Source organism: Granulicella aggregans (assembly GCF_014203275.1).
Classification (GTDB): Bacteria; Acidobacteriota; Terriglobia; order Terriglobales; family Acidobacteriaceae; genus Edaphobacter.
On sequence record NZ_JACHIP010000019.1, the window covers coordinates 19,401 to 41,902 of the forward strand.

Consider the following 22,502-nt stretch of genomic DNA (forward strand, 5'->3'; position numbering starts at 1 on the left):
TAGGGCAATGGCTCAGATGGCATCGGTATCGCGCCCAGACGGCCTCAGGAGCGTCCCGTACGGACCAGTTGGGGGCATAGAACCCCCCCAACGCGCTAGCGGCCCTCAGAGCGCCGGAATCGGGTGCGAATGGTGATCGCACACTTGTGCGGCTACCCACAAGTGGGTAGATCAGGCGAAAATGAGGGATGGCTTCAACGACCAAGAGAATTTTCGTCGTGCTCGGAACAGCGATTGTAGGTTTGGCAGTCGCCTACGGAGTAGCAATCTTGCCTCACCATTCCTTCGCCAAGCCGGAATCCGCCGCAGGTCTGCTTGATCGGGCTGATTCGCTTTCTTGGGAAAACCGTTGGGCTCAAGCGAAACCACTTTACGCCGAGGCAGCCAGACTTTTTCACCAACAGGGTCAGCCGGACAAGGCACTCTATGCCGAGGTGAGTGAGATTCCGGCCGATGAGTCTGTGAGCGGAGCCAGAAACATTCTGCGCCTGACCCAAGCACTCGGCTCGCCCGAAGGACAAGCACCAGCGACACGTCTGCGAATTCTTACCATTCGGGGAATGATCGAAACCAACTATGACGCCGGGCAAGCTCTTGCCACATGGCGCGAGGTTGAGCGCACGTCACTGAAACAAGGCCAAATCAGACTGGCGTCTCGCGCTGGGGGCGAGCAAGGCATCGCAGCTTTCATCTTGGGTGACACGGTGACGGCGAAGAATAAGGTGATTAAAGCCTGGGGCCTATCCCAGGTCGAGCATGATCCTGCCGCGACGGTCCGTTATGCGTCGATCTACGGCGCAGGCCTCGTCCAGATCCATCGTTACAAAGAAGCCTTAACGCCACTCGACAAAGCCATCTCTATCACAGCAGGGAACTCTCGGATTGCGTACCCGACCATCGCGATTTACGCGAAGATCGACGCCTTGGCTGGCTTGCATGAGTACGGAAAGGCGCTACAACTTGCCGATGAATCACTGAAGCGTTTGGAAGGCACTCCATACGATGGACACAGGACTCAGGTTCTCATCTCTCGAGGCTCAATTGAGCGGCAACAAGGCAACACGGCTGCAGCAGTAGTCGACTTTCAGCAAGCCGTTTCCATCTCGAAGCGGATCGAGAACTCCAGAGGCATAGTGGACGCAGGCGGCCAGCTTGCGCTTGCCTACGAAAAGCAGCAGAAGTTGCCAGAAGCGCTGACAGCAATTGATTTAGCTATAAGCGCAAACACCACAATCCCTGACGAGCTGTACCTTGTCCCGCGAAACTTCGCGATTAAGGCCGAGATCGTGAACAAGATGGGGCAAACCCGACAAGCTGATGACCTGTACAGAAAGGGAATCACTCTTGTAAACCGCATGATTCAACATGCGCCAACAACCGGCGTGCAGCGGCTGCTCCTCGCCGAGATGAGCGACGTTTACTCGGGTTATTTCGCGACCCTATGTTCACAACATCGCTATAACGAGGCGCTTCAAATTCTTGACAATGTTCGCGGCCGGGTCGAGGCCGAGGCACTTCAGCACCATGAAACGCAACCCGTTCACGAGGCTACAGAGGAGGACAAGAAACTCACGAGCCTGAATCTCTCGCTCATCAACACAGATGATCCGTCCACACGGGACGCAATATCAAGCGCGATCTACAACACAGAGTTGTTCATGACGCCGAGCACGTTAGCGATGCAAAGCGTTACGCATCCTGTAGGCCTTGCGGAACTGCAAAAGACCCTAAATCCCAAAGCTCTTTTGATTGAGTACGTCTTGGCTGAACCGGCCTCTTACGTCCTGGCAATCACTCACGATTCGGTTAGGCACTACCAGCTCCCTTCAAAACAGCAGATCGAGTCGGACGCAACACTCTATCGCAAAGAGATACGGTCCCAGAAGGTTGATGTCGCGCAGGCCCAGAAGCTTTTCGCGGAGTTGCTAGAGCCCATTCAGGAGTACGGTGCTAAGACAGACCTGATTATCGTTCCAGACGGATCACTGCATCTTCTTCCTTTCTCGGCTTTGCAGGATCGGAAGGGGTATGTTCTCGCCACTCACACCGTGGATGTGGACCCCTCAGCGACGGTTTATGCTCTCCTCCACAAGCGCGTCGACGAGACTGCCGGTTCCGCAATGCCCTACGTCGGCGTTGCTGCCTGGACGCAGCCAGCAGACACACGAAACCCTATCCTTCGAGCCGTCACCGGGCCAAAACGCAGCGAACTTGTATCCCTACCTGACAGCAAAAAAGAGATCGAGACAATCGCCCAGGACCTTCCGCGTCCGAGCACCCTTCTTGAGGGAGCAGACGCGACAGAAACTCGCTTCAAGGAGCTTCCCCTCCAGAACACGCAGGTGATCCACTTGGCGCTGCACGGCTATGCGGACCTGGACTATCCAGAGCGCTCCGCTCTCATCTTTGCGCCGGAGGCATCGGGTACAGACGATGGTCTCCTTCAGGTGCGCGAGATCCGACAAATGCATCTGAACTCGAAGCTCGTTACGCTTTCAGCGTGCGATACAGGCGTTGGGCCGGTTGGTGAGACTGGAATTGTGAACCTCGTGAATGCGTTTATCGAAGCAGGCGCCGATTCGGTGGTATCCACCTTATGGGAATTAGCTGACCAACCAACAAGCAAATTGATGACCAACTTTTATGCAGAACTAGCCACGCACAGTCGCAAAGTAGACGCTTTACGGACTGCACAACTAGAGCTCCTAAACGAAGGGTTGCCACCTTATTTCTGGGCCAGCTTCCAGCTCGTAGGGGATGCGGACGGCACTCTATGAAAGGCGATTATGAATCTCAGTGAATCACAGCGCGAGGCGCTTCTTTCCAAGATCGAGAAGACCGTTTCTGAGGAGTTCCACGACCCCGCATTCGACAAGAGAGCGTGGGAAAATATCGTTGCTCGGCACCGGCAGGGAATAGTCTCTGCCTCAAGCACGGAGGCCTTCGAGAAGGGCATTGGAGACATGCTCCACGAGCTTTCGCCTAAGACTCTGGGACTTCTTTCGAAAACAACGCCAATCAATCCCCGTAATGCGATCAATGCCAGCTTCTCGGCTCAACAGGTCGGCGACGGGCTTCGGTGGGTTTTCCAAGACATTCTCCCTGAAGGGGTAGCTGCGCAGGCAGGGGCTAAGAGCGGTGACGTTCTGCTCACTGCGGCGGGTAAGGATATGCGACCAGCATCCCTGACAGCAGGCGAACCGCCTTTCGAGATGTCAAACGCCATTCCCATGACAGTTCGCCGCGGCGCTTTGGACGTAACCTACTCGCTCCGGACGGGAGACCCGAAATACAAGGACAACCCCTACTCCGATTTGAAAGCCATCACGTCTTCAACGCTTGATGGTGGCGTCGCTTACCTCCGCGTGAGCTTGTTTCCAGGCAAGATTGGAATCGACTTTGCGAACGAAGTAGATGGTCTGTTTAGCGGTCGGCTCTCAGGCGCGAACCAGCTCATCATCGACCTTCGCGGCAACCCTGGAGGCGGTATCGGTGGCCTGGCGCTGATGAGCTATCTAACTCCGGAGCGCCTGCCCATCGGGTACAGCAAGAATCGGAAGATGGCCCAGAAAGGCTTGCATCCCTCATCCCTGCCTGTCTTTGACAAGGTTCCGCGTTCAAAGCTTGCCATCCCCGGACTCGCGCTAAAGTTCATGAAGAAAACTTCAGTTTTTCTTTACACCGAAGGGCAGGGGGGCAAAGCCTTTCGCGGACGTACCGTCATCCTGGTCAACGAACATACGACCGGGGCGGCCGAGATGCTGGCACAGTTCGCCCAAGAGAACGCACTTGCCACTATCGTGGGCAGTAAAACACCTGGTCGTCTTGTCTCACGGAGCGCTACGAAGCTAGATGCGGGGTACAGATTGATCGTGCCGGTTGCGGCATATGTGAGTGCGAAAGGGAAGCAGATCGAGGGGAACGGCATTCACCCGGACGTTCTTGTGCCCTGGTCATTCGTCGATGCAGTAGAGGGGAAGGACAACCAGCTCGCCGCCGCGATCGAACAGGTGATGCACTAGGTATTACTGTCTTTACGTATTTGTGTCTTTATATAAAGAGACCCGTCGCCGAGGGCTGGGGGAATGTGGGAGACGCCGGCAGCATCGGCGTCTTCCAAGGAGCGGTGCGAAGGGTGGGACAGCTTCACCGTTCCATGCTTTGCACGGTTCCGCCATTTCCACGGCTCCAAAGGTCGAATGTTGCGCCTATGCTAGTTCACCTTTAGAGGGTAGTAGTAGGTCCCGTTATCCGAGCCGCGCACAGTAGCGAGGAAATACATGCCAGGGGCAGTCTTTCTCAGATCGAGCGTCACCATCACGCTCACCTTGCCGTCTGTCTGCACGGCGTTTCCAAGACCTCGCGCGACAACGTCTGTCCCTGCCCGATCCTTTGCTACGAGGATGCCGTATGCTCCGCTTTCGCTAAATCGCGGGAGAGTCACATTGAGGTTAACGATGGCAGAGGGAAGGGAAACCTGTTCCATCGGCATTGGCTCGTCTGAGTTCCCTCCGCCCCGGACCGTAACAGCGTTGAAGAGATCTACCTTTGCTGTGACCGGAGGCGTGTTGGTCGCAACCTGGGAAGTAGCGGGAGCGGGCGCATGGTGATCCTTTGCCATATAGATCCCGCCCCCGAGGACAACCAGAAGGCCCGCCGCGATTGCCCACGGATACATCTTCGGCCGCCCTGCGGAGACAGATACAACGGGCAGTGTTTGGCTTTCAGCAGGAAATATCGGCGCTCTCTTTTTCTCGGATTCAGCGTCTTGTGATTGGGTGTTTGCTTCTTTCCAATCCTGCCGATAATGGCGGTATTCGGCATAGCACTCAGAACACGAGGCTACATGCTGAAGCGTCGGACTGCCTGGGGGCAGCCGATCCTCCGCGAAGTCGCGTAAAGTCTTCTCGTCAGGACAGCCTTTCCTCTCTGGGTTAGGGAACGCCTCTAGGAGGAAGTCATTCAGAAGATCGTCATTCAACTGTCAAACCTCGTTGATCTACAGAGCCGCGCACGTTCACGACCCCATCCTTTTGTTTAGAGGTACCACCACCCAGCATCGCTCCAATGCGTTCCTTGACCCGTTGGATCGCCTTTCGCGCAGCCGGATAGCTCGTTTCGAGCTCTCCCGCAACTTCTTGAGCAGATTTTTCGTTGAGTAGCAAATAGAGAATAACGCGATCCCGTTCCCCTAGAGCGTTGTGGAGTTGGTCGAACAGGATTCTCCGATCGACGGTACCTTCAAAGGAACTGTTTGAGCCTCCAATGCGCTCCATATCACGCCTGACGCCGGAGCTCTCCTCTTGTGCGGCACCCGTTCTAAACCAATCCCGGACTTTCCCCTTTAGTGCAGCGTAAGCATACCTCTCCGGTAGTTCAATATCACTTCCGCGCGCCTGCATCGACCTCGCTACGGTCTCGGCCCAATCTGCCATTTGCGCCCGGTCGACATTGGGATAGTCCCTAAGCGCCCACCGGAACACCGTCTCAACGGCGTCCCGTATGACAGGACTAACGGCAGCTCCCTCGGCGTCTACAAGATGTAATTGAGCCCGTTCCGTCATCAGCCACATTTCTCTCGAATACAGGATGCAAGGGGTGTCACAAACCCTCTCGCTCACCGCGCTTAGTTAGTAGATGCGTTACTTTCCCCCAAGCACTCGGCCCCTTCGTCGCACGCAGTCATTTGGTGACAAAGCAATTACTTCTTGCCCACTTTTGGCCGGAGCTCCTGGGCTTCCGTCACCATACCCAAACCCTCTATTAGACGCTCCACGGGAACCTGATAGGTCTCAGCGATTTTCAAAAGGGTCGGCAGGGAAATGCCATCGCCCTTTTCAATCCGCTGGATCTGGCTCAAGTGGTAGTTGTGTTCGAACTGTAATGCGCGAAGGGTTAGCCCGCTCGCCTTGCGGAGCTGCCGGATTCGCGCACCGAGTTCGGCCGCGAAGGCTTTGTAGTCGTACCGCAGCGCAGGGCTGCTCGGGGTGCTGGGTTCTTTTGCCTTCACCGTCAACGAGCACTTCCTAAGCAAGCTTGAGAGCCGGTACCTACGGATCATAGCAACACCACCAACCACACACAAATGTGTCAACGCTCCTTTGCGTCTGTATACCTAAAAATAGGTATACATGAAATTAGGTTGACACGGAATATGGGATGCATATATATGTTGGTTGTTGCTACTGAGGACTACCCGAGTTTGCGGTAACACTGCAACGTGTGTACGGCGACAAAGTGATCGCGTATCCGTCCGGCAGTGCCCGCAAAACCTGATGAAAGGAGGAATTGAGATCAGCCGCCTGAAGGCTCTCCAGAAGAGAGCAAACCCCTCCCCTCAACCCTGAGTTCCACAGGAGATTCCCTTGCACAAGTCGCTTCAGTCTCGATTCGCTCGTCTTCGCAACCTCACCATCACCCGGCAACAGGTGAAGGAACAGGCCGCCCTCGCCGCACGTACTGCGGCACCTCTCGTCTTTGCTTTCGCTGTTTCCAGCGTCGCCCACGCCCAGGGTGGCTCGATCGACATGAGCGGAGCGACCAACGTCATGAACACCTTTAAGACTTTCGCTGAGTACGCCGGAGCCGTGATCTGCCTCGGCAGCCTCATCTTTGCGGGCATTCGCATGATGGGAGGCCGCTTTCAGGAAGCCATTCCGGCCCTCTTCGGTGCTCTCTTCGGTGCCGGTGTGCTTGGCTGGGGCGCTGGCTGGATTTCTTCTCTCACCGGCCAGTCGGTCACACAGTAGGAGTTGCTAACCATGCGCAAACGAGGAACACCGGTACCAATCAATGGGGCACTGAACCGTTCTCGAACCAAGCTGGGCTTGGAACTCGGAACGTGGATGGTGATCGTCTTTTTCACGATCACGGTGTTCCTCGTGGGCTTCCGCATGGTGGCCCTTGCGAGCTTTCCAATCCTCGTCACGGCAGCATGGCTCGTTGTCCGTAAACACCCCAAGATGTTTCAGCTTTGGGGGCACAGCCTCCAGCAGAAGAGCTACTATGACCCGCGCAAGTTCTGAGCAATCCCGTTTGTTGCCGTGGTACGCGAAAGCTGGCGCGGCGTCGAGCATCATCCCTCTATCTCGATGGGTTTCTCCCACCATCTTCGCCCTGAAGAACGGCGGCTACGGCGTTCCCCTCGAAGTGGCGGGCGTTGATGAAGAGAGCCTTACTGACCAGGAGCTTGAGGCACGCACCCGCGCGCTGGAAGGCGCATTGCGGAGCCTTCCTGAAGGCTCTTGCCTTTACCAATACAGCCGGGTTTTGTCCGGCTATGAGATTCCGCGAAAGGCCACCTATGGAGATCCGGTTCTCGATTCCTTTGTAAATGACCGGCTTGAGTATCTAAATTCCAACGCGGGATTTCGACACATCAAACTGTTCTGGTGCCTCACCTTCGAGCCGTCCGAATCGAACCCCTTGGACCGCAAGCCAAAGGACGCCGAGGCCGACAACACCCGCCGTCTCGCGGCGCTCCGTAAAACGGCCAGCATCCTCGAAACCCAGTTAGGCCCCATCATCGGTTTACGCGTCCTCACCAAGGCTGAGGCTTTTCCGTTCTTTTCCTATCTGTTCAACCTCGAACCGTGGGCCGACCGTACCGTTTTGCGGTCCGATTCCGGACTGGACCGGCAGATTGTGCAGAGTCCGGTAGCCATTGAGGGTGACCACCTGCGCGTCGGCAAACGCTACGTGCAGATGTTCTCCCTGATGAACAATCCCGAGGTCTCCCGCCCATGCCAGTTCGCCGGTCTGATGACGCTGGACTGCGATAGCGTCCTCTGCACGACCTGGAGGCCGAAGTCTGCGGCGAAGGTCCGCGCAGAGATCTCGAATCAGGAGAAGTTCATCAATTTCTTCAAGGTCGGCGTGCTGAGCCGGGTGATGAGCGGTCGAGATACCGCCTCCTTGGAGACGGGCGCAGGAGCAAAGGCCGCCGATGCCAACGTCGACGATCTCAGCGACGTGATCCGCGATCTAGACAGGATAGGGCAGGGCGAGTTCACCATGCGCCTTCTACTCGCAGCCAAAAGCAAAGTGCAGCTTCACGAGACCATTCCCAGCGTGCACCGTGTGTTCGTCGACGCGCGCGCCCAGGTCATTGAAGAGTCTTTGGGCAATCTGTCGTCGTTTTACACGATGTTTCCCGGCAACCCGAAGTTCAACGTCTTTCCACTGTGGCTTGCAGAAGATCATCATGCACGGCTCTCAAGCGTTTACGCGCCGAGTATCGGCCATCCGTACTCAGAAGATCTGGACAACGAATACCTGAACGTCTTCGAGACCAGGACGAAGACGCCGTTCTTCCAAGACAGCTATGTCAATGGCGTTAAGGTCGCAATGATTTTGGGGCCAACCGGCTCCGGTAAGTCGGTCCACAACAACCAACATGTCGCGATGGAGCGCAAATACAACGGTTTCACGTACATTTTCGACATCGGCGGCAGCTACGAAAGCGTTGTCGAGCTCTACGGCGGCAAGGTGGACAAGGTAGGAAGAACCGGCCCTCGGGTCAACCCTTTCTCCTTGGAACCGACTGAGGACAATCTAAAGTTTCTCTACAGTTTCATCAAGTTGTTGCTCACCAACGGAGGCGCTGAGCTGACTCCGGAGGACGAGGATGTGATCTTTGGTGCCGTGCGTAGCACGTACCAGCTTGATCCATCTAACCGTCGCCTCTCCAATTTGATGCTGCCGAAGCACCTCAACCGCTATCTGTCGAAGTGGACGGGCAACGGCGTTTACGCCGCAATCTTCGACAACGTGAACGATGAGCTGGAGTTGGGTCAAGTGCAGTGCTTCGATTTCCAGGGCATCGGTCAGCAGGACTCCGACCTGATTGAGCCTCTGATGGTGTGGCTGCTGCGACGCATCAATGCAGTGCTGTACGACCCGAAGAACCTTGGGGTTCCCAAGCACATCGTGATCGAAGAGCTATTTTCCTCCATGAAGAATAAGCAGCTTCTCGAGGCCGCACTCGCTTCCATCAAGACCGTGCGTAAGAACCTCGGGGGTGTCACTCTTATCGGCCAGTCCGCCAACGACCTGGGCGAGAACGCAGACAGCATCGTGAACTCTTGCACGTCCTTTCTCTTCCTGCCGGACGCCACCTTCAATCGGAAGTTCTACGGCGAGCTGTTCAAGTTGAGCGACCAGCAGCTTGACCTTTTCGAGAGTCTTCAGCAGCGGGAAGCCCTGTATGTGCGTCGGGATGGACTCACAAAAGTCATCACCCTGAATCTCGACAAGCGGAGCTATGCCAAATTCTCCACGAAGCCCAAGGATCGTTCCCGCCGCGCGAAGTTGGTCGAGAAATACGGCCTCACCGAGGGCATCGAGCGGTTCGCGCAGGGAGAGACCGCATGATCTCTTACGGCCCGGACGATCTTTTTAGCTGTAGGACTGTGCCTCAGTTCTCCCCGTTCTCCGAGACGTTTACCGATTGCCTAGAAACGATGCCGCATTGGCTGAATACGGGTCTTCTTCTCGTGGCGGCTGGCTTTGCGGTCTTGCTTCTGGTGGGCCTCTTTCAGCCAACAACCACGGTTCAGCACACACCTTCTCGCCACGAGGACTCTCTATGAAAACTCCCTTATATCTCGCAGCTAGTCTCGTTATTGTCGCTGTCTGCCATGCTGCCGAACCAACGGACGCCAAGCACCCCCTGTTTCCAAGCGTTCCACGCACGGTGGTTGTCATCGACTCCGAAGCGCCACCGGTCGTTCGCGCCGGTCTGCTGCAATCGACTCTGATCCTGCTTCCAGCCGAGGAGAAGGTTGCGACTGTTTTTGGGGGTGACACCTCAAGCTGGGTGTTCGACGGTGGCCATGTTGCCAGCCGCTTTATCTCCATCAAGCCAAAGATCGCAGGCAGCAGTACAGACGTGCATATCGTTTCCGATCACGGCAACGAGTACACCCTGCAGCTCCGTGAAGTGAGCAATGACCCAGACGCGCACTTTGATTCCAAGGTTTTCGTGATGCCCGGCGACCAGGCCGGTAAGGACAAGCTCGCCGCGATGCCAGTCTTTGTACCGGCCGCAGAGCTGGACCGAGCCAAGCGAGAGGCCGCCGAAGCAGCCGCGAAGGAAGCCACCGAGCGGAAAGCCGCGGAGACGAAGGCCGAAGCATATCGGAGCCAATATCCCGGTCAGCTTCATTTCGATTACACCTGGGACCGCAAAAAGGCCGGCGAGCTTGGTTTGCAGGAAGTGTGGCGGGATGACAAATTCACCTACCTACGCGGCCATTTCCAGGAGACGCCTGTTCTCTACGAAACCAAGGACGGCAAGGGCAGCCTCATCAATTGGGATTACAACGATGGCCTGTACACGGTTCCCAAGACCGTCCTGCGGGGCTATTTGACTATCGGCAAACAGCGGGTGGATTTCCGCAAGGAAGGGAACTAGAGCCATGGCAGAGACCCCACACGATCACGACCCCTCGGAAGTGGGTCAAGTTCCGACCCAGCCCGAGGCCGAATCAAGCAAGCGGTTCAATCTAAAGGTTGTCGGTGGCATTGCCGCCGTCATCCTCGTCATCGGCCTCGCCAATCTGCGCAACGGCACCAAACCGGGACCGACCGTTGCGAGTAGCGGCATGATGAAGCCTGCATCCCCCAACGCTACCCAGGTACGAAGCTTCGAAACCCAGCAGCGCCTCATTCAACAGAAGGATGCCGAAGAACGCCAGCGGCAGGCAGTATTAGCCGCTCAGAACGCACAACTTCAACAGGAGGAGGCAGTTCCTGGTCCTGAGTCTCCGAACGCCGCGCCGATGACTCAGGCGCAGCGGGACGCGATGTACGGCACCAATAACCCAAACGCGCCCCAAAAGACCTCCGGCCAGTCCCAAGCCCAAGCTGAAGCGAAGCAGCGCCAGCTTGCACGCGAACGGCAGCACCAGGAAGCCCTCAACAGCGACACCGTTGCAATAGACTTCGCGCGCACCGCACCAACTTCCGGCAATGCCAATAACAGCACTGCCGTAGAGGCTGCTTCTTCTGAGGCACCGGCAGCCAAGGCCACAGGGGAAGACATAGCTCAGGAGCGCCCCGTAGCGCGTCCCGTGTCAGCAGAGACGCCGTCCCGGAAAGATCCAATGGGACAGTACGAGTTCGATGGCTACCAAGGGCGTCTCTATCGCGTATTCGAGGGCACGGTGCTTGAAGGTGTGCTAACCAACCACATCGACGGCGGTTTCGCCGGTCCCATGATCGTGATGCTCACGACCGATTACTACTCCCATGACCACCAGCAGCTTCTTCTTCCGCAGGGAACGCGCCTTATCGGGAACGTCCAGAGCGTGTCCGGCGCTGGTCAAAGGAAGCTTTTCGTCACCTTCAATCGCGCTATCTGCCCAGATGGTTTTTCCATCGACCTGAACAAGTACACCGGGCTTGATCCGCTCGGAACGACCGGGCTTGCGACCAACGTCAACAACCATTACCTGAGTTCATTTGCAGCCGCCGCCGCAGTGGGCGGGATCGGCGGGCTGGCGCAGGTCGGCAACAACGGAAGCGTGCTGGACGCCAATACGCAAATCCGCAACGGGATCTCCTCGCAGACCGCGCAGGAGTCGGAGCAGATATTGAACAAATTCCTCAATCGTCTGCCCGTCATCACGGTAAAGGAGGGCTCCAGAGCACGCGTTTATATCAACCAAGACATACTCATCCCGAGCTACGCGGAACATCGCGTTGACCCGTCACTCTAACGCAACTTGCATACGGAGGACGCATGCAGTTCAAACTATCCCGCAAGAGCAAGTGGATCGCCGCTGGAGCCTTGGTGCTCTGCACGGCCACGCCGAGCTTCGCTCTCTTTGGGATCGGAGATATCGTCTTCGATCCGACCAGCTACGCCTCTCTCGTGTCGCAACTGACCACCCTGGAGAGTCAGTACAAAACGTTCAAGAGCAACATCGTCAACTTCAGCGTGAAAACGCAGTGGCAGACGACGTTGAACAAGATGAAGCAGATTCAGGTCACCAATCGTCATGGCGAAACCAACGGGATGACGACAGCTCTAAACCAAAACTCCACCACCGCCGCAACCACGGCATGGACCAATTCAAGCGTTGCTCTTTCTTCCAACACCAACACGTACCTCGCAAGTGAAGCGGCCGGCAACAGCGACAAGCTCACCCAGCTTGCCATCGTAGAAACATCGGACACGGTTTCACCCGACTGCTTGAACGCAGTAGGTTCCTACCGTGCCGCACGTTCTGCATCTGTGACGGCAAACACCAGCCTGCAGGCCAACCAGCTTGACGGTACCGGCTCCACGAATAGTGAGGTTCAGCAATTAAACCTAGTGAACGCATCACAGGCCCAGCAGCTCAACGAGCAACAAGCCCAAGGTGCGCTCCATGCTTGTATCGCCCAGCAGATGACAGTACAGAACATGCAGCAGAGGGCAGCTATGGTGCATGATCTGAATCTTGCGGCGGATGTCCAGGCACAACGCTCGGCCAACCAAACCGCATACGTTAATTCAACCGGCACGTATACAGATTATTTGCCGTAACAACAGGGCAGCGTCACAGCTCTCGCCGCGACGCTGCTCCCCTAACAACAGGAGCTTTCCATGATCGCCAGACCAAATGCATCCATCGTGCTTCCATTCCTGCTCACCGCTCTCATGGGCTGTCATTCGGCCGCACCAACGACACCAGCCACGCAGACCCCCGCGAACTCTACACCAGCAAGCGCCAACACACAGCCTAAAGCGCAAGGCTGTGACGCAATCTCTGACCCTGCTGCCGCTGAAGATTGCCGCTTCAGAGCGGAAGTGTTGAAGAAAAGACAGAAGAGCAATGCGAGTCCGGTCGTTACTCACGCACCCGGCACGATCAAACAACCCTAACCCCTATAGAAGGCGTACACGATGCCCGGCACAGATTGGCTCTATCAGTTCACCAACAACCTGACAGCGTTGACCACGGCGAACGGTGGAGCGCTGACCAGCCTCGGCCTTTCGCTGCTTAGCTTCATCGCGTTCATGCAGCTTGCCAAAATGGTCATCAACTTCAGCCTCGCCAACATGAGCTTCAGCTTCAATCCGGCTCCTCTCGAAGGTGGAGAGATCGTCCGGTTTATGTTGCGGCTCGGGTTTTGCTGCATTCTGGAGACCTACTGGATCAATCCTCTGCCCGGTGCGAGCTGGGGATTCAACAAACTGTTTTCCGCTCTCGCCCAGGAGATTGTAAAGGCGCTCGATCAGAACACACAGTCAATGCTCGCTTCGGCGATCAGTGACGCGTGGCATAAGACCGGCATGCCTTCGCTCATCTCGCCGCTCGAAATCTTCATGTACGTGTACGTTCAGATTCTGATGGGTGTCGCATCAGCAATCATCTTCGTCATCAACGTCAGCAGCTTCATCTTCTACGCGGTAACTGCTCTCTTTGGACCACTTTTTATCCCGCTTTACATGGTGGAGAGCCTTCGGGGCAAGTTCTTCCAGTTCCTCGACACGCTTCTCAGCTTCGCTATGATTCGCGCTGTCGCAGCAGCCTTCATCTTTGTTTGGTCCGGCTTCTATACGACGTTTCTACAGCAGACCTTTAACGGCGACTACTCGATGACTATGTGGATGGCGAATCTACTCCCAGTCACGATGGTTTTCGTTGCCTTCATCCTCAACATGCTCTTCATCCCACAGATTGCGCAGGCGATCTTTGGTGGCAGTGCGGGCACAACCGCTTCCGCGCAGAATCTTGTGACCAGTGTCGCCCTCCGTTATGGAGGCAAAAGCCCAACTCCATCCGCGAGGAAGCCATGAGCTGGCACCACGATGACCCATTCGTCTCCACGGTGGCTGCGACATCACCACCAGCAACTCCACCTAAATTCCTCCGTGTGTTGTTCCGTCTGTTTCTTGCCGTATTGATCGTCGCGGGGGTTGCGGGAGGACTCTTCCAGGCGTATCGCACCTCTCTCCTCGTCGCGAAGATCTTGAGCCACTCGCACTCGACTGTCCCGACGACACATCAACACCACCCGCAACAGGGAACATCCAGATGATTCTTCTTTCCACGTTTCTTAGAAGGAGCTAGACCATGGCGACACAGACCGTACCTCTCACCGATGCAGCGTACACCTCAGAGCAGGCCGTGCTTACGGACACTATTGCCAATGAGGTCTACGCCGCCCACTACAACGAACGAAAGACGAGCCGAATCGTTATCGGCGGCCTCTCTATTCTGTTGCTGGGTTCGTTCGCCAGCATCATCTCTCTTGCACACAAACCTGTCATCAACCGCTACATCCGCATCGATGAGATGGGCAAGGCGCAGGCCATCGTGTACAGCGACCTCAACTACTCTCCGCGCGAGGGTGAAGTCCGGACCTACCTCACCGATTGGGCGAACTATCGCTATACGTTGAACCGGGAGACGGTGGCGAAGAAGTACCCGCTGAACTACTACTTTCTTTCACAGTCGCTCGCATCGCAGCTCATGGGCGAGGACAACGCGAATCATATCGTCTCGCAGGTCACGGCAGGACAAACCGAGCAGAGCGAGGTGGACGTGCGCAACGTCACCATCACTTCTATGTCTACCGAGCAGGTACAGGGCGCAGTGATGGCGAAGGGCACCGCGCTGGTCAACTTCGACAAGCTTTACTCCCTGCGCAACTCCCGCCAGCCGCGTACCGAGCATTGGATGCTGAGCGTCACCTACTATCTCAATCCCAAGCAGGTATCGGACCAGGCCAAAGTCTTTCCTCAGTTCGAGACCATCAATCCGCTCGGTCTGACGATTACGGAGTTCCATGAGAACCGTCTCGGCGTCGATCCGATCGCAAACGACGGCACACTGCCGAAGCCACAGCATGCCGTGGCCGTACCTATCGCACCCGCAAACCCATTCTTGCCGGAGAGCAAAGCGGGTGACGTACAGTGAGCTACGATCTCATCCTGCCGTTCTTCCCAGAAGAGATTCGAGTGCTGTTGCTCGACCCGTCAATCTCTGACCTCATGATTAACGGCACCAGCGGTGTGTACGCCGACCGCAATGGTGTTGTTGAACGCGTGAAGTTGGCGTCCGCCTATACCAACGAGCGCCTCACCGCAGCGATTGAACGTGTGGCCCGTGTCTTGGGGCAGGATCTCACGTCGCAGAATCCCATTCTCAACACGCGACTGCCTGATGGTTCGCGTGTTGCGGTTGTGGGTCCGCCTGCTTCCATAGACGGTCCCACTCTCACCATCCGCAAATTCAACAAGTGGTACACGAGCGATGAGCTGGTAGCGAGCGGAAGCCTGCCCACGGAGGTGCGCGACCTCATCGTTTCACTCATAGGTCAACGTAAGAACGGCATCATCGCTGGTGGGACTAGCTCGGGCAAGACAACGCTGATGAAAGCGTTGCTGGACCATGTTCCGATGACGGAACGGCTGTGTGTGATCGAGCAGCCTGCCGAGTTGCAAATCCTGCAGCCGAACACCGTGCGATGGGAGGCAGTCGATGCTATTCCCGGTCAGGTTGCCATCACGCCGAGCGAGCTTCTGGCTGCAGCGCTCCGTCACCGGCCGGATCGCATCATCATGGGCGAGATTCGCAATGAAGCAGGTTATGACTTGCTCCAGGCGATGAACACCGGACACGGCGGCACGATGTCCACTATCCACGCAAGCAGTGCCGTCGAAGCGTTGGACCGTCTTTCCAACCTTGCATTGAGCGCACGAGCCAACCTCAATCACGCGTTCATGCGCAGCGAGACAGCGAAGGCAATCGACTTCGCCCTGTACTGCGAACGTGCGGCAGGTGGTCGTCGTCAGGTGCGCGAGGTCGTACTCGTGAAGGGCTACGACTATCGTTCCGAACAGTTCCAGGTCGAGGAAGTTTACTCAGCACCCCAGCCTAAGACAGCCCGCGAGTTGCTGATAGTTGGCGCACCGGCTGTAACACCCATCGCGCAGTTTGCATAACCGAAAAAGAGAGGAAACACATCATGGCGCTATTCACAGTGAAGACTTCCAAGAAGGTAGAAACCAACATCAGGCTTGAAGAGTCAACCGCAAAAATGCTTGACCGGTATGCCCACTTCCACAAAGGACCGGCAGATGACGTGGTGAATGAAGCGTTGGAATACATCTTCCGTCACGATAAGGACTTTCAGCAACACCTACAGAAGAACCCCGATGAAGAAGTAGCGGCTTCTGTGCGAATTAAGAAGGCTCCGGGCTCTGTGAAGGGTGCGAAGTCTGCCGCTAAGAGCACCGGTAGCACCAACGGTTCTGTCGCACGTTCAGCATCAGCGGTTGCACCTTCAGATGCGAAGTAGGCAATGAAGTCCAATGATGCGCTTTGCGCATGAAAAGTATGACACTCCACCCCTTCCAGGGTGTCGTTAGAAGCGGAGCGGGTTGACTATCGTCAACCTCTTTGTAAACAAACCACTTACGCCAAATCGGTTGGCTATCGTCAACCACCGGTCAACGATAGTCAACTGAGGAATTCCGCTAATGGAAGAGAATACGCAGCCATCGTTCCTAGACCTAGAGACGCGGATACGACGCTCGAAAGGACGCACAGGGCGCACGATCAGCGCGACCGCTCGCGTCACTCGCGACGAACAGAACGAGATGGAACGAGCCGCCAAGCTGAAGGGGCAGAGCCTTAGCGAGTGGTGCCGCGAGGTACTACTTGCGGCCGCCCGAGGTGAAACCATCACGCCCACGTTTACAGAGATCGTGGCCATCCGCCAACTTCTGAATTCCACGCTGCGGAGTGTCGTTTGTGGCGACTCGATGACGCCCGAAGCGTTCCAGAAAGAGCTTCAGACGATTCGCAATTCAAAGCACAAGGCAGCAGCGGAAGTCATGCAGCAGTACGCCGCAACGGAGGCGGGACGATGAACAACAATCAGAAGTGGGGCCGCAAAGAAACCATAGTCTGGCCGCCGCACGCACCCATTTATACGTTCTGCGCCTTGGCTCTGGGTGTCTTCGTAACGATCTTCTTCGTTTGGCAGTTTCTCCGCTTCTCTGAGACTCCATTGAGGCGGGACTACACGACGACCTATATCCGGTCGCTCGTCGGGGCGACGTTCAAGCAGCAAGGAAAGTATCGGCTGCTCTATGTGGGCGGCGGCAAAGCCGCGCCCCGACTTGCACTGCCGGCCGACTTCGTTCCAGGCGAAACCAAGCTGCCCAACGGTGCCATCTCCCCGGTCGATCTGTCGCTGGCCGCGCGGCATCAGGGCTTCACGGTGTTCTACAAAGGGGCGGAGAAGGATTACAACGACGCTGCTCTTAGCCGTTGGCTCCGCACCGTGTACTTCGACGGTCAAGGGCTGCTCGATATCTACGGCACGTCCTTAGCCGAAGGCTTTGCCGTCCTCGTGATCGCCCTTGTCTTCGCCGGACGTGCGGACGTGAAGCGCTTCCGCGAGTTGAAGTATGGACGGCGCCTGAAGGGGCCGGTGATGACGACCCCGGCTAAGTTCAACAAAGCTTTGCAGGCGGACGGACTCGCCATCGACACCGCCGAAAAGCGGTCTTTCTTTCGGAAGCCGACGCAGCTGCGCATCCCCAAGAGCGCCGAGGCGAAGCACATCCAGATCATGGGCGACACCGGGACCGGTAAGTCAACTTTGATAAAACAGCTCCTCCAGCAGATCGCCGACCGAGGTGAAATTGCCATCGTCTACGACCCCGCAGGGGAGTTCACAGAGAGCTTTTACAAAGAGAGCCGGAAGGATTGGATTCTGAATCCGCTCGATGAGAGAACGCCTTATTGGACTCCATCGAGCGAACTGAGAGACCCGGCCGAGGCGCGTACGATCGCTGCCTCTATGTATCAGCCACGCGACGATAAGCGGGGTGAGTTCTTTACAGACACGCCCCAGAAGATCTTCGCCCATCTCCTGAAGTACAAACCTTCGCCAGAAGAATTGGTCGCGTGGATGTCGGATGAAGACGAGATTCAACGGCGTTTAGAGGGTACTGAACTTGCATTTATGGCGGCCAGGGATGCGCCGCAGCAGAAGAGCGGCGTGCTCGGATCGTTAGGTCTCGTTGCCGACAGTCTGCGCCTTTTGCCCACCCGCGAAGAGGCGCAGGGGCGCGAGTGGTGCGCGACCGATTGGGCCGAGAAACGGGAGGGATGGATCTTCCTCACGTCCACCGAAGCCCAGCAGGAGGCGTTGCGCCCGCTGCATTCTCTCTGGATCGACCTGCTGGTGCTACGTCTCTTGACGAAGCCAAAGCCGGGACAGAAGAAGGTGTGGCTGGTGATCGATGAACTTGCCAGCCTGCAGCGTCTTCCGCAGTTCCATACGGCACTGACCAAAGGCCGCAAGAGCGACAATCCCATCGTCTTCGGCTACCAGGGCAAGGCGCAGCTAGAAACCATCTACGGCCATCTCGCCGAGGTGATGCTTTCGCAGCCCACCACGAAGTTCATCCTCCGCACCGCCGAACCGAACGCCGCGAAGTGGGCAGCCGAGATGATCGGCGAGGTCGAAATCGAGCGTGTCCGTGAGACGGTAGCGGACGGGAAGCGCCAGGGCAAGAGCTTCACCCTTGATCGTCAGATCGAGCCACTGGTGATGAAGTCTGAGGTGGAAGGTCTGCCCGACCTCCATGCGTTCGTAAAGATCAATAACTACGTATCGCGCTTCTCGTTTCCACCCATGAGCCTTCCGAAGATCGCCGAGGCGTTGCAACGGCGGCAGATTGCTCCAAACAAAATGTGGTTCAACCCATTGGCCCCTGCCCCTGCCCCTGCACCCGCCCCGGCACCGGCACAGCCGGTCACCGAGAAGCCAGTCAGTGAACCGGAGAAACCAGCCAGCAAGGGCGCCCCCGTAAAAGAGGCCGAGGCCCTGGTCCCCAAACGCGAAGTTCCCAAGGTTGTTCCTCCAACGCCCATCCAGGAACAGCCCCTTTCACAGAATCTCTAGGTCGCCATGCTCACTATTTCCAAAGCCATCAGCCCGGCTCAGGCGCAGACATACCACAGTCTGGAATACACCAGCGACGCCCAGAGCTATTACAAGCAGGACGACACGGTAAAGGGAGAGTGGCAGGGAAAACTTGCCGCCTCCCTCGGTCTCTCCGGAGAGGTTGCGCCGCTGGAGTTCTCCCGTCTGACGGAAGGCAAACATCCGCAGACTGAAGAACAGATGGTGAAGCATCGGGAAGGGAAGGAGTACACCAACGCGGACGGCAGCGTGACGAAGCCCGTTGAGCACCGGGCCGGATGGGATGCGACGTTCTCCGCCCCCAAGTCGGTCTCGTTGACTGCTCTGGTAGGTGGCGACGACCGCGTCAGGGAGGCTCACCGTGCTGCTGTGACGACGGCACTTGAAGAGCTCGAGAAGTACACGCACGCGCGGATCGGCGGCAACAATCCCGCCGAACAGACGGGGAAGTTCATTGCGGCGAAGTTCGAGCATGACACGGCGCGGCCAGTGAACGGCTACGCCGCACCCCAGCTCCACACGCACGCGATCATCTTTAATGTCACCGAACGTGCGGACGGTTCGACTCGCGCTCTACAACCCCAGGCTCTCTTCGAGTCGCAGAACTATGCCACCGCCGTTTACCAGTCGGCTCTCACCTACCAGCTCCGCAGGCTGGGTTATGAGATCGAGCCAGGGCAGAGCGGCGCACCTGAAGTAAAGGGCTATTCGCAGCCATACCTTGACGCGTCGAGCCCACGCTCCCAGCAGATCAAAGAGCAGATGGAGCGTGCCGGTTTCCAAGGACCAGAGGCCGCGCAGATCGCCGCGCATGCAACGCGCGATCGTAAGCAGACCCTCACGCCCGCCGAGGTGTTGGCAGCGCATAAGGAGATGGCCGCGGACTTCGGCAACCAGCCGGAGCGAGTCGTCGCAGCGGCGCGGGAACGCGCGTTGAGCCAGGCACAGGGGACCGGCCTGCAGGGCGATGCTCGCGGAGCCGTGGCCTTCGCCAAGGAGAAGGTCTTCGAGCGCGAGGCCGTCGCCGATGAGCGGATCATCATGCGCGAGGCCTTGCGCCGAGGTATGGGCGAAGTCAGCTTTTCCGAAGTGCAGAGCGAGTTCCAGCGGCGACGAGAGGAAGGGGAGTTCCGCTCCGTCCAGGGGCAAAAGCACAGTTCCGGGCGCAGCTTCACCACTCCTGAGACCATCGCGGCGGAGCGTGCCAACGTGCAACACGTCATGGATGGAAGAGACGCAAGCAAACCCATGCTGAGTGATCGTGCCGCCGAGAAGCAGGCCCAATCTCGTGATTTTCTGAACGACGCGCAGCGCACAGCTATCCGCGAGGTGCTGACAAGTACCGACCGTGTACACGGATTTCAGGGGCTTGCGGGCACCGGAAAAACGAGCGCCCTGTCGGCCATCCGCGAGGGTGCGGAGCAAGGCGGCTACAAGGTCGAAGGCTTCGCCCCGACCTCTAAAGCGGCAGGCCAGCTCCGCGAAGCCGGGATCGAAGCGAATACGCTTCAGAGCTTCCTTGCACGGCAGAAGGAGTCCGACCCTGCCAGCAAACATCTCTACATGCTGGACGAATCCAGTCTCGCCAGCACCAAGCAGATGCGAGCTTTCTTAGAGAAGATACGCCCGGAGGACCGCGTTCTCGTCATCGGTGACATACGCCAGCACCAGGGTGTCGATGCGGGCCGACCGTTCCAGCAAATGCAGGAAGCAGGCATGCAGACTTCCAGGCTGGACACCATCATGAGGCAGAAAGACCCCGAGTTGCTTCGCGCCGTGCAGCACCTCGCCACGAACGAAACGGAGAAGGGAATTGCGCTGCTTTCCGAGCAAGGACGTGTCACTCAGCTTGCCAATGCGCCAGAGCGCATCGCGGCGATCGCGCGGGACTACGCTGCTAAACCAGAGAACACCCTCATCGTCTCCCCTGACAATCGCAGCCGCCAGCAGATCAATGAAGCCGTGCGCGGCGAGCTGCTGAAAGCCGGCACGCTTGCCGGGGATGGCCAACAGTTCCTTACACTTTCCCATCGCTCGGACATGACCGGTCCCGATCGCACCTGGGCGGCGATGTACCGTCCCGGCGATGTTGTCCAGTACGAGCGCGGCAGCAAAGCCGAAGGGATCGAGCGCAACAGCTTCGCCGTTGTGCGATCGAGCGATGCGACCGCGAATCGGCTGACCGTGGAGTTTCCAAACGGCGCAACAGTAGAGTACGACCCCAGGCGCGTCTATGGCGTGAACGTTTATCGCGAGACCAGCCGCGAATTTGCCACGGGCGACCGGCTGCAGTTCTCTGCGCTGAATAAGGAGCTTGGGATCTCCAACCGCGACATGGGCACCATCAGCAAGATGGAGCCAGACCGCATGACCGTCCTTATGGATGGCAAGGAGCAGCGTTTCGTCAGCTTCAACCCCACAGAGTTTCGGCAGTTCGACCACGGCTACGCCGTCACATCGCACAGCTCCCAGGGACTCACGGCAGACCGCGTGATAGCCAACATCGACACCGACTCTTCGCGCAGCCTCATCAACAGCCGCCTCGCTTATGTAGCCATCTCACGCGCGGCCCAGGACGCGAGAATTTACACGAACGACGCTGAAACGTTGGGTGCGCGGCTCGCTACGGATGTAACCAAGACGGCCGCACTCGACTTCACAACCAAAGTTGAAAAGGCCGAAGCTGTACAGCCCCCCAAAGCTCCAAAGATCGTTCAGGTCCACGAGTACAACAATGCCGACTCACGGCTCGCCGCCGTTGCGAGTGAGTACGTCAGCCGCCCAGAGCGTAGTGTGATCGTCGCACCCGATCGCACGGAGCGTGAGGAGCTGACGCAGCTCGTCCGTGCCGACCTCTACGCGCAGGGCAAGCTCGGCCGGGACGCGCAGGCTGTTCCGGTTCTAGTGGAGAAAGACACCGGCAGCAAAATGCGCGTGGAGAGCTACAAACCCGGAGACAAGATCCACTACAAGACTGGCAGTCCCAGCCTTCATGGCATTCCCCACGACAGCGAGGCCACCGTTGTATCTACGAAGCCGCGCGGCAACGTCCTTTCGGTTCAGCTAGACGCCACGCGTGAAGAAATTTCCTACAACCCGGCGCAGCTCCGCACGCAAACACGCGAGAGCCGGACTTACCAAGAGGAGACCCGCGAAATAGCGCAAGGTGAGCGCATCCGCTTTACCAGCTATGACAAGGAGACCGGCGTCCGCTCCGGTGACCTCGGCACCGTAACCCGCATAGGTCAGGACCACTCCATGACAGTGAAGCTCGATTCCGGCAAGAACGCCGAGGTCTCTTCAGAGAAGTCCCGGCACATCGAATACGGCTACGCCGTCGACGGCCTGAAGAACCTCCGCGCGGAACGCGTGATCGCAACAGGCGATGGCCTTTCCCAACAAACCTTCCAGGGCGTTTCTCCGAAAACGGATCTTGCTTTGTACACCAACCAGCCGCAGCACGATTTCTCTACTTCCAAACAAATCGCGGCGCCTGAACTTGCACAGCCTGTCCGGCAGCAGCACGACTTCGGCATCGGCTTCTAGCCATCGCTTGCCTTTAT

The 22,502-nt window shown here is 57.4% G+C and carries 19 protein-coding genes; 16 read left to right on the plus strand and 3 right to left on the minus strand.

Annotated elements, in window-relative coordinates:
- Window positions 1-269: 269 nt before the first annotated feature.
- Both HDF16_RS26345 and HDF16_RS26350 read left to right on the plus strand, forming a co-directional pair.
- The gene (locus HDF16_RS26345; protein ID WP_221313212.1) at window positions 270-2,777 is read left to right on the plus strand and encodes a CHAT domain-containing protein; all 2,508 of its coding nucleotides are present in this window, start codon (window positions 270-272) and stop codon (window positions 2,775-2,777) included.
- Window positions 2,778-2,786: 9 nt separating this feature from the next.
- A complete protein-coding gene (locus HDF16_RS26350; RefSeq protein ID WP_184223295.1) occupies window positions 2,787-4,022 on the plus strand; it encodes a S41 family peptidase in 1,236 nt (411 codons plus the stop codon).
- A gap of 191 nt (window positions 4,023-4,213) precedes the next feature.
- Here HDF16_RS26350 and HDF16_RS26355 read toward each other — a convergent pair whose 3' ends face one another.
- The 3 genes from HDF16_RS26355 to HDF16_RS26365 all read right to left on the minus strand — a co-directional run bounded on the left by HDF16_RS26355 (window position 4,214) and on the right by HDF16_RS26365 (window position 6,010).
- Window positions 4,214-4,678 carry a hypothetical protein gene (locus HDF16_RS26355; RefSeq protein ID WP_221313214.1) on the minus strand — a complete coding sequence of 155 codons (465 nt, stop codon included), beginning with the start codon at window positions 4,676-4,678 and terminating at the stop codon, window positions 4,214-4,216.
- A 295-nt stretch (window positions 4,679-4,973) separates the two neighbouring features.
- The gene (locus HDF16_RS26360) at window positions 4,974-5,573 is read right to left on the minus strand and encodes a sigma-70 family RNA polymerase sigma factor (RefSeq protein WP_184223299.1); all 600 of its coding nucleotides are present in this window, start codon (window positions 5,571-5,573) and stop codon (window positions 4,974-4,976) included.
- Between the two features lie 128 nt (window positions 5,574-5,701).
- Window positions 5,702-6,010, minus strand: coding sequence for a helix-turn-helix domain-containing protein (locus tag HDF16_RS26365; protein WP_348641443.1), 309 nt, complete (start codon window positions 6,008-6,010; stop codon window positions 5,702-5,704).
- A gap of 355 nt (window positions 6,011-6,365) precedes the next feature.
- On the opposite strand from HDF16_RS26365, the gene HDF16_RS26370 reads away from it, so the two are divergent.
- From HDF16_RS26370 to mobF, 14 genes are all read left to right on the plus strand, one after another.
- Window positions 6,366-6,749, plus strand: coding sequence for a TrbC/VirB2 family protein (locus HDF16_RS26370; protein WP_221313218.1), 384 nt, complete (start codon window positions 6,366-6,368; stop codon window positions 6,747-6,749).
- Between the two features lie 12 nt (window positions 6,750-6,761).
- On the plus strand, window positions 6,762-7,025 hold the full coding sequence (locus tag HDF16_RS26375) for a VirB3 family type IV secretion system protein (RefSeq protein WP_184223303.1): 264 nt from the start codon (window positions 6,762-6,764) through the stop codon (window positions 7,023-7,025).
- Window positions 7,006-9,372 carry a VirB4 family type IV secretion system protein gene (locus tag HDF16_RS26380; protein ID WP_184223305.1) on the plus strand — a complete coding sequence of 789 codons (2,367 nt, stop codon included), beginning with the start codon at window positions 7,006-7,008 and terminating at the stop codon, window positions 9,370-9,372. The genes HDF16_RS26375 and HDF16_RS26380 overlap by 20 nt, the downstream gene beginning before the upstream one ends.
- Before the next feature lie 214 nt (window positions 9,373-9,586).
- Window positions 9,587-10,414, plus strand: coding sequence for a TrbG/VirB9 family P-type conjugative transfer protein (locus tag HDF16_RS26385; protein ID WP_184223346.1), 828 nt, complete (start codon window positions 9,587-9,589; stop codon window positions 10,412-10,414).
- Between the two features lie 4 nt (window positions 10,415-10,418).
- Window positions 10,419-11,720 carry a TrbI/VirB10 family protein gene (locus HDF16_RS26390; RefSeq protein ID WP_184223307.1) on the plus strand — a complete coding sequence of 434 codons (1,302 nt, stop codon included), beginning with the start codon at window positions 10,419-10,421 and terminating at the stop codon, window positions 11,718-11,720.
- 23 nt (window positions 11,721-11,743) lie between these two features.
- Window positions 11,744-12,532, plus strand: coding sequence for a hypothetical protein (locus HDF16_RS26395; RefSeq protein ID WP_184223309.1), 789 nt, complete (start codon window positions 11,744-11,746; stop codon window positions 12,530-12,532).
- A gap of 360 nt (window positions 12,533-12,892) precedes the next feature.
- Complete coding sequence (locus tag HDF16_RS26405) at window positions 12,893-13,789, plus strand: type IV secretion system protein (protein ID WP_184223313.1); 897 nt, start codon at window positions 12,893-12,895, stop codon at window positions 13,787-13,789.
- Window positions 13,786-14,031, plus strand: coding sequence for a hypothetical protein (locus tag HDF16_RS26410; RefSeq protein WP_184223315.1), 246 nt, complete (start codon window positions 13,786-13,788; stop codon window positions 14,029-14,031). The genes HDF16_RS26405 and HDF16_RS26410 overlap by 4 nt, the downstream gene beginning before the upstream one ends.
- 35 nt (window positions 14,032-14,066) lie before the next feature.
- Complete coding sequence (locus tag HDF16_RS26415) at window positions 14,067-14,912, plus strand: VirB8/TrbF family protein (RefSeq protein ID WP_184223317.1); 846 nt, start codon at window positions 14,067-14,069, stop codon at window positions 14,910-14,912.
- Window positions 14,909-15,940 (plus strand): ATPase, T2SS/T4P/T4SS family, encoded by a 1,032-nt coding sequence (locus HDF16_RS26420; protein ID WP_184223319.1) that lies wholly within the window; start codon window positions 14,909-14,911, stop codon window positions 15,938-15,940. Before HDF16_RS26415 ends, HDF16_RS26420 begins: the two co-directional genes overlap by 4 nt.
- Window positions 15,941-15,963: 23 nt before the next feature.
- On the plus strand, window positions 15,964-16,296 hold the full coding sequence (locus HDF16_RS26425; protein WP_184223321.1) for a hypothetical protein: 333 nt from the start codon (window positions 15,964-15,966) through the stop codon (window positions 16,294-16,296).
- A gap of 181 nt (window positions 16,297-16,477) precedes the next feature.
- On the plus strand, window positions 16,478-16,870 hold the full coding sequence (locus HDF16_RS26430; RefSeq protein ID WP_121625956.1) for a plasmid mobilization protein: 393 nt from the start codon (window positions 16,478-16,480) through the stop codon (window positions 16,868-16,870).
- Window positions 16,867-18,918, plus strand: coding sequence for a type IV secretion system DNA-binding domain-containing protein (locus HDF16_RS26435; protein ID WP_184223323.1), 2,052 nt, complete (start codon window positions 16,867-16,869; stop codon window positions 18,916-18,918). The genes HDF16_RS26430 and HDF16_RS26435 overlap by 4 nt, the downstream gene beginning before the upstream one ends.
- A 6-nt stretch (window positions 18,919-18,924) precedes the next feature.
- Window positions 18,925-22,485, plus strand: coding sequence for a MobF family relaxase (gene mobF / locus HDF16_RS26440; protein WP_184223325.1), 3,561 nt, complete (start codon window positions 18,925-18,927; stop codon window positions 22,483-22,485).
- Window positions 22,486-22,502: the final 17 nt, after the last annotated feature.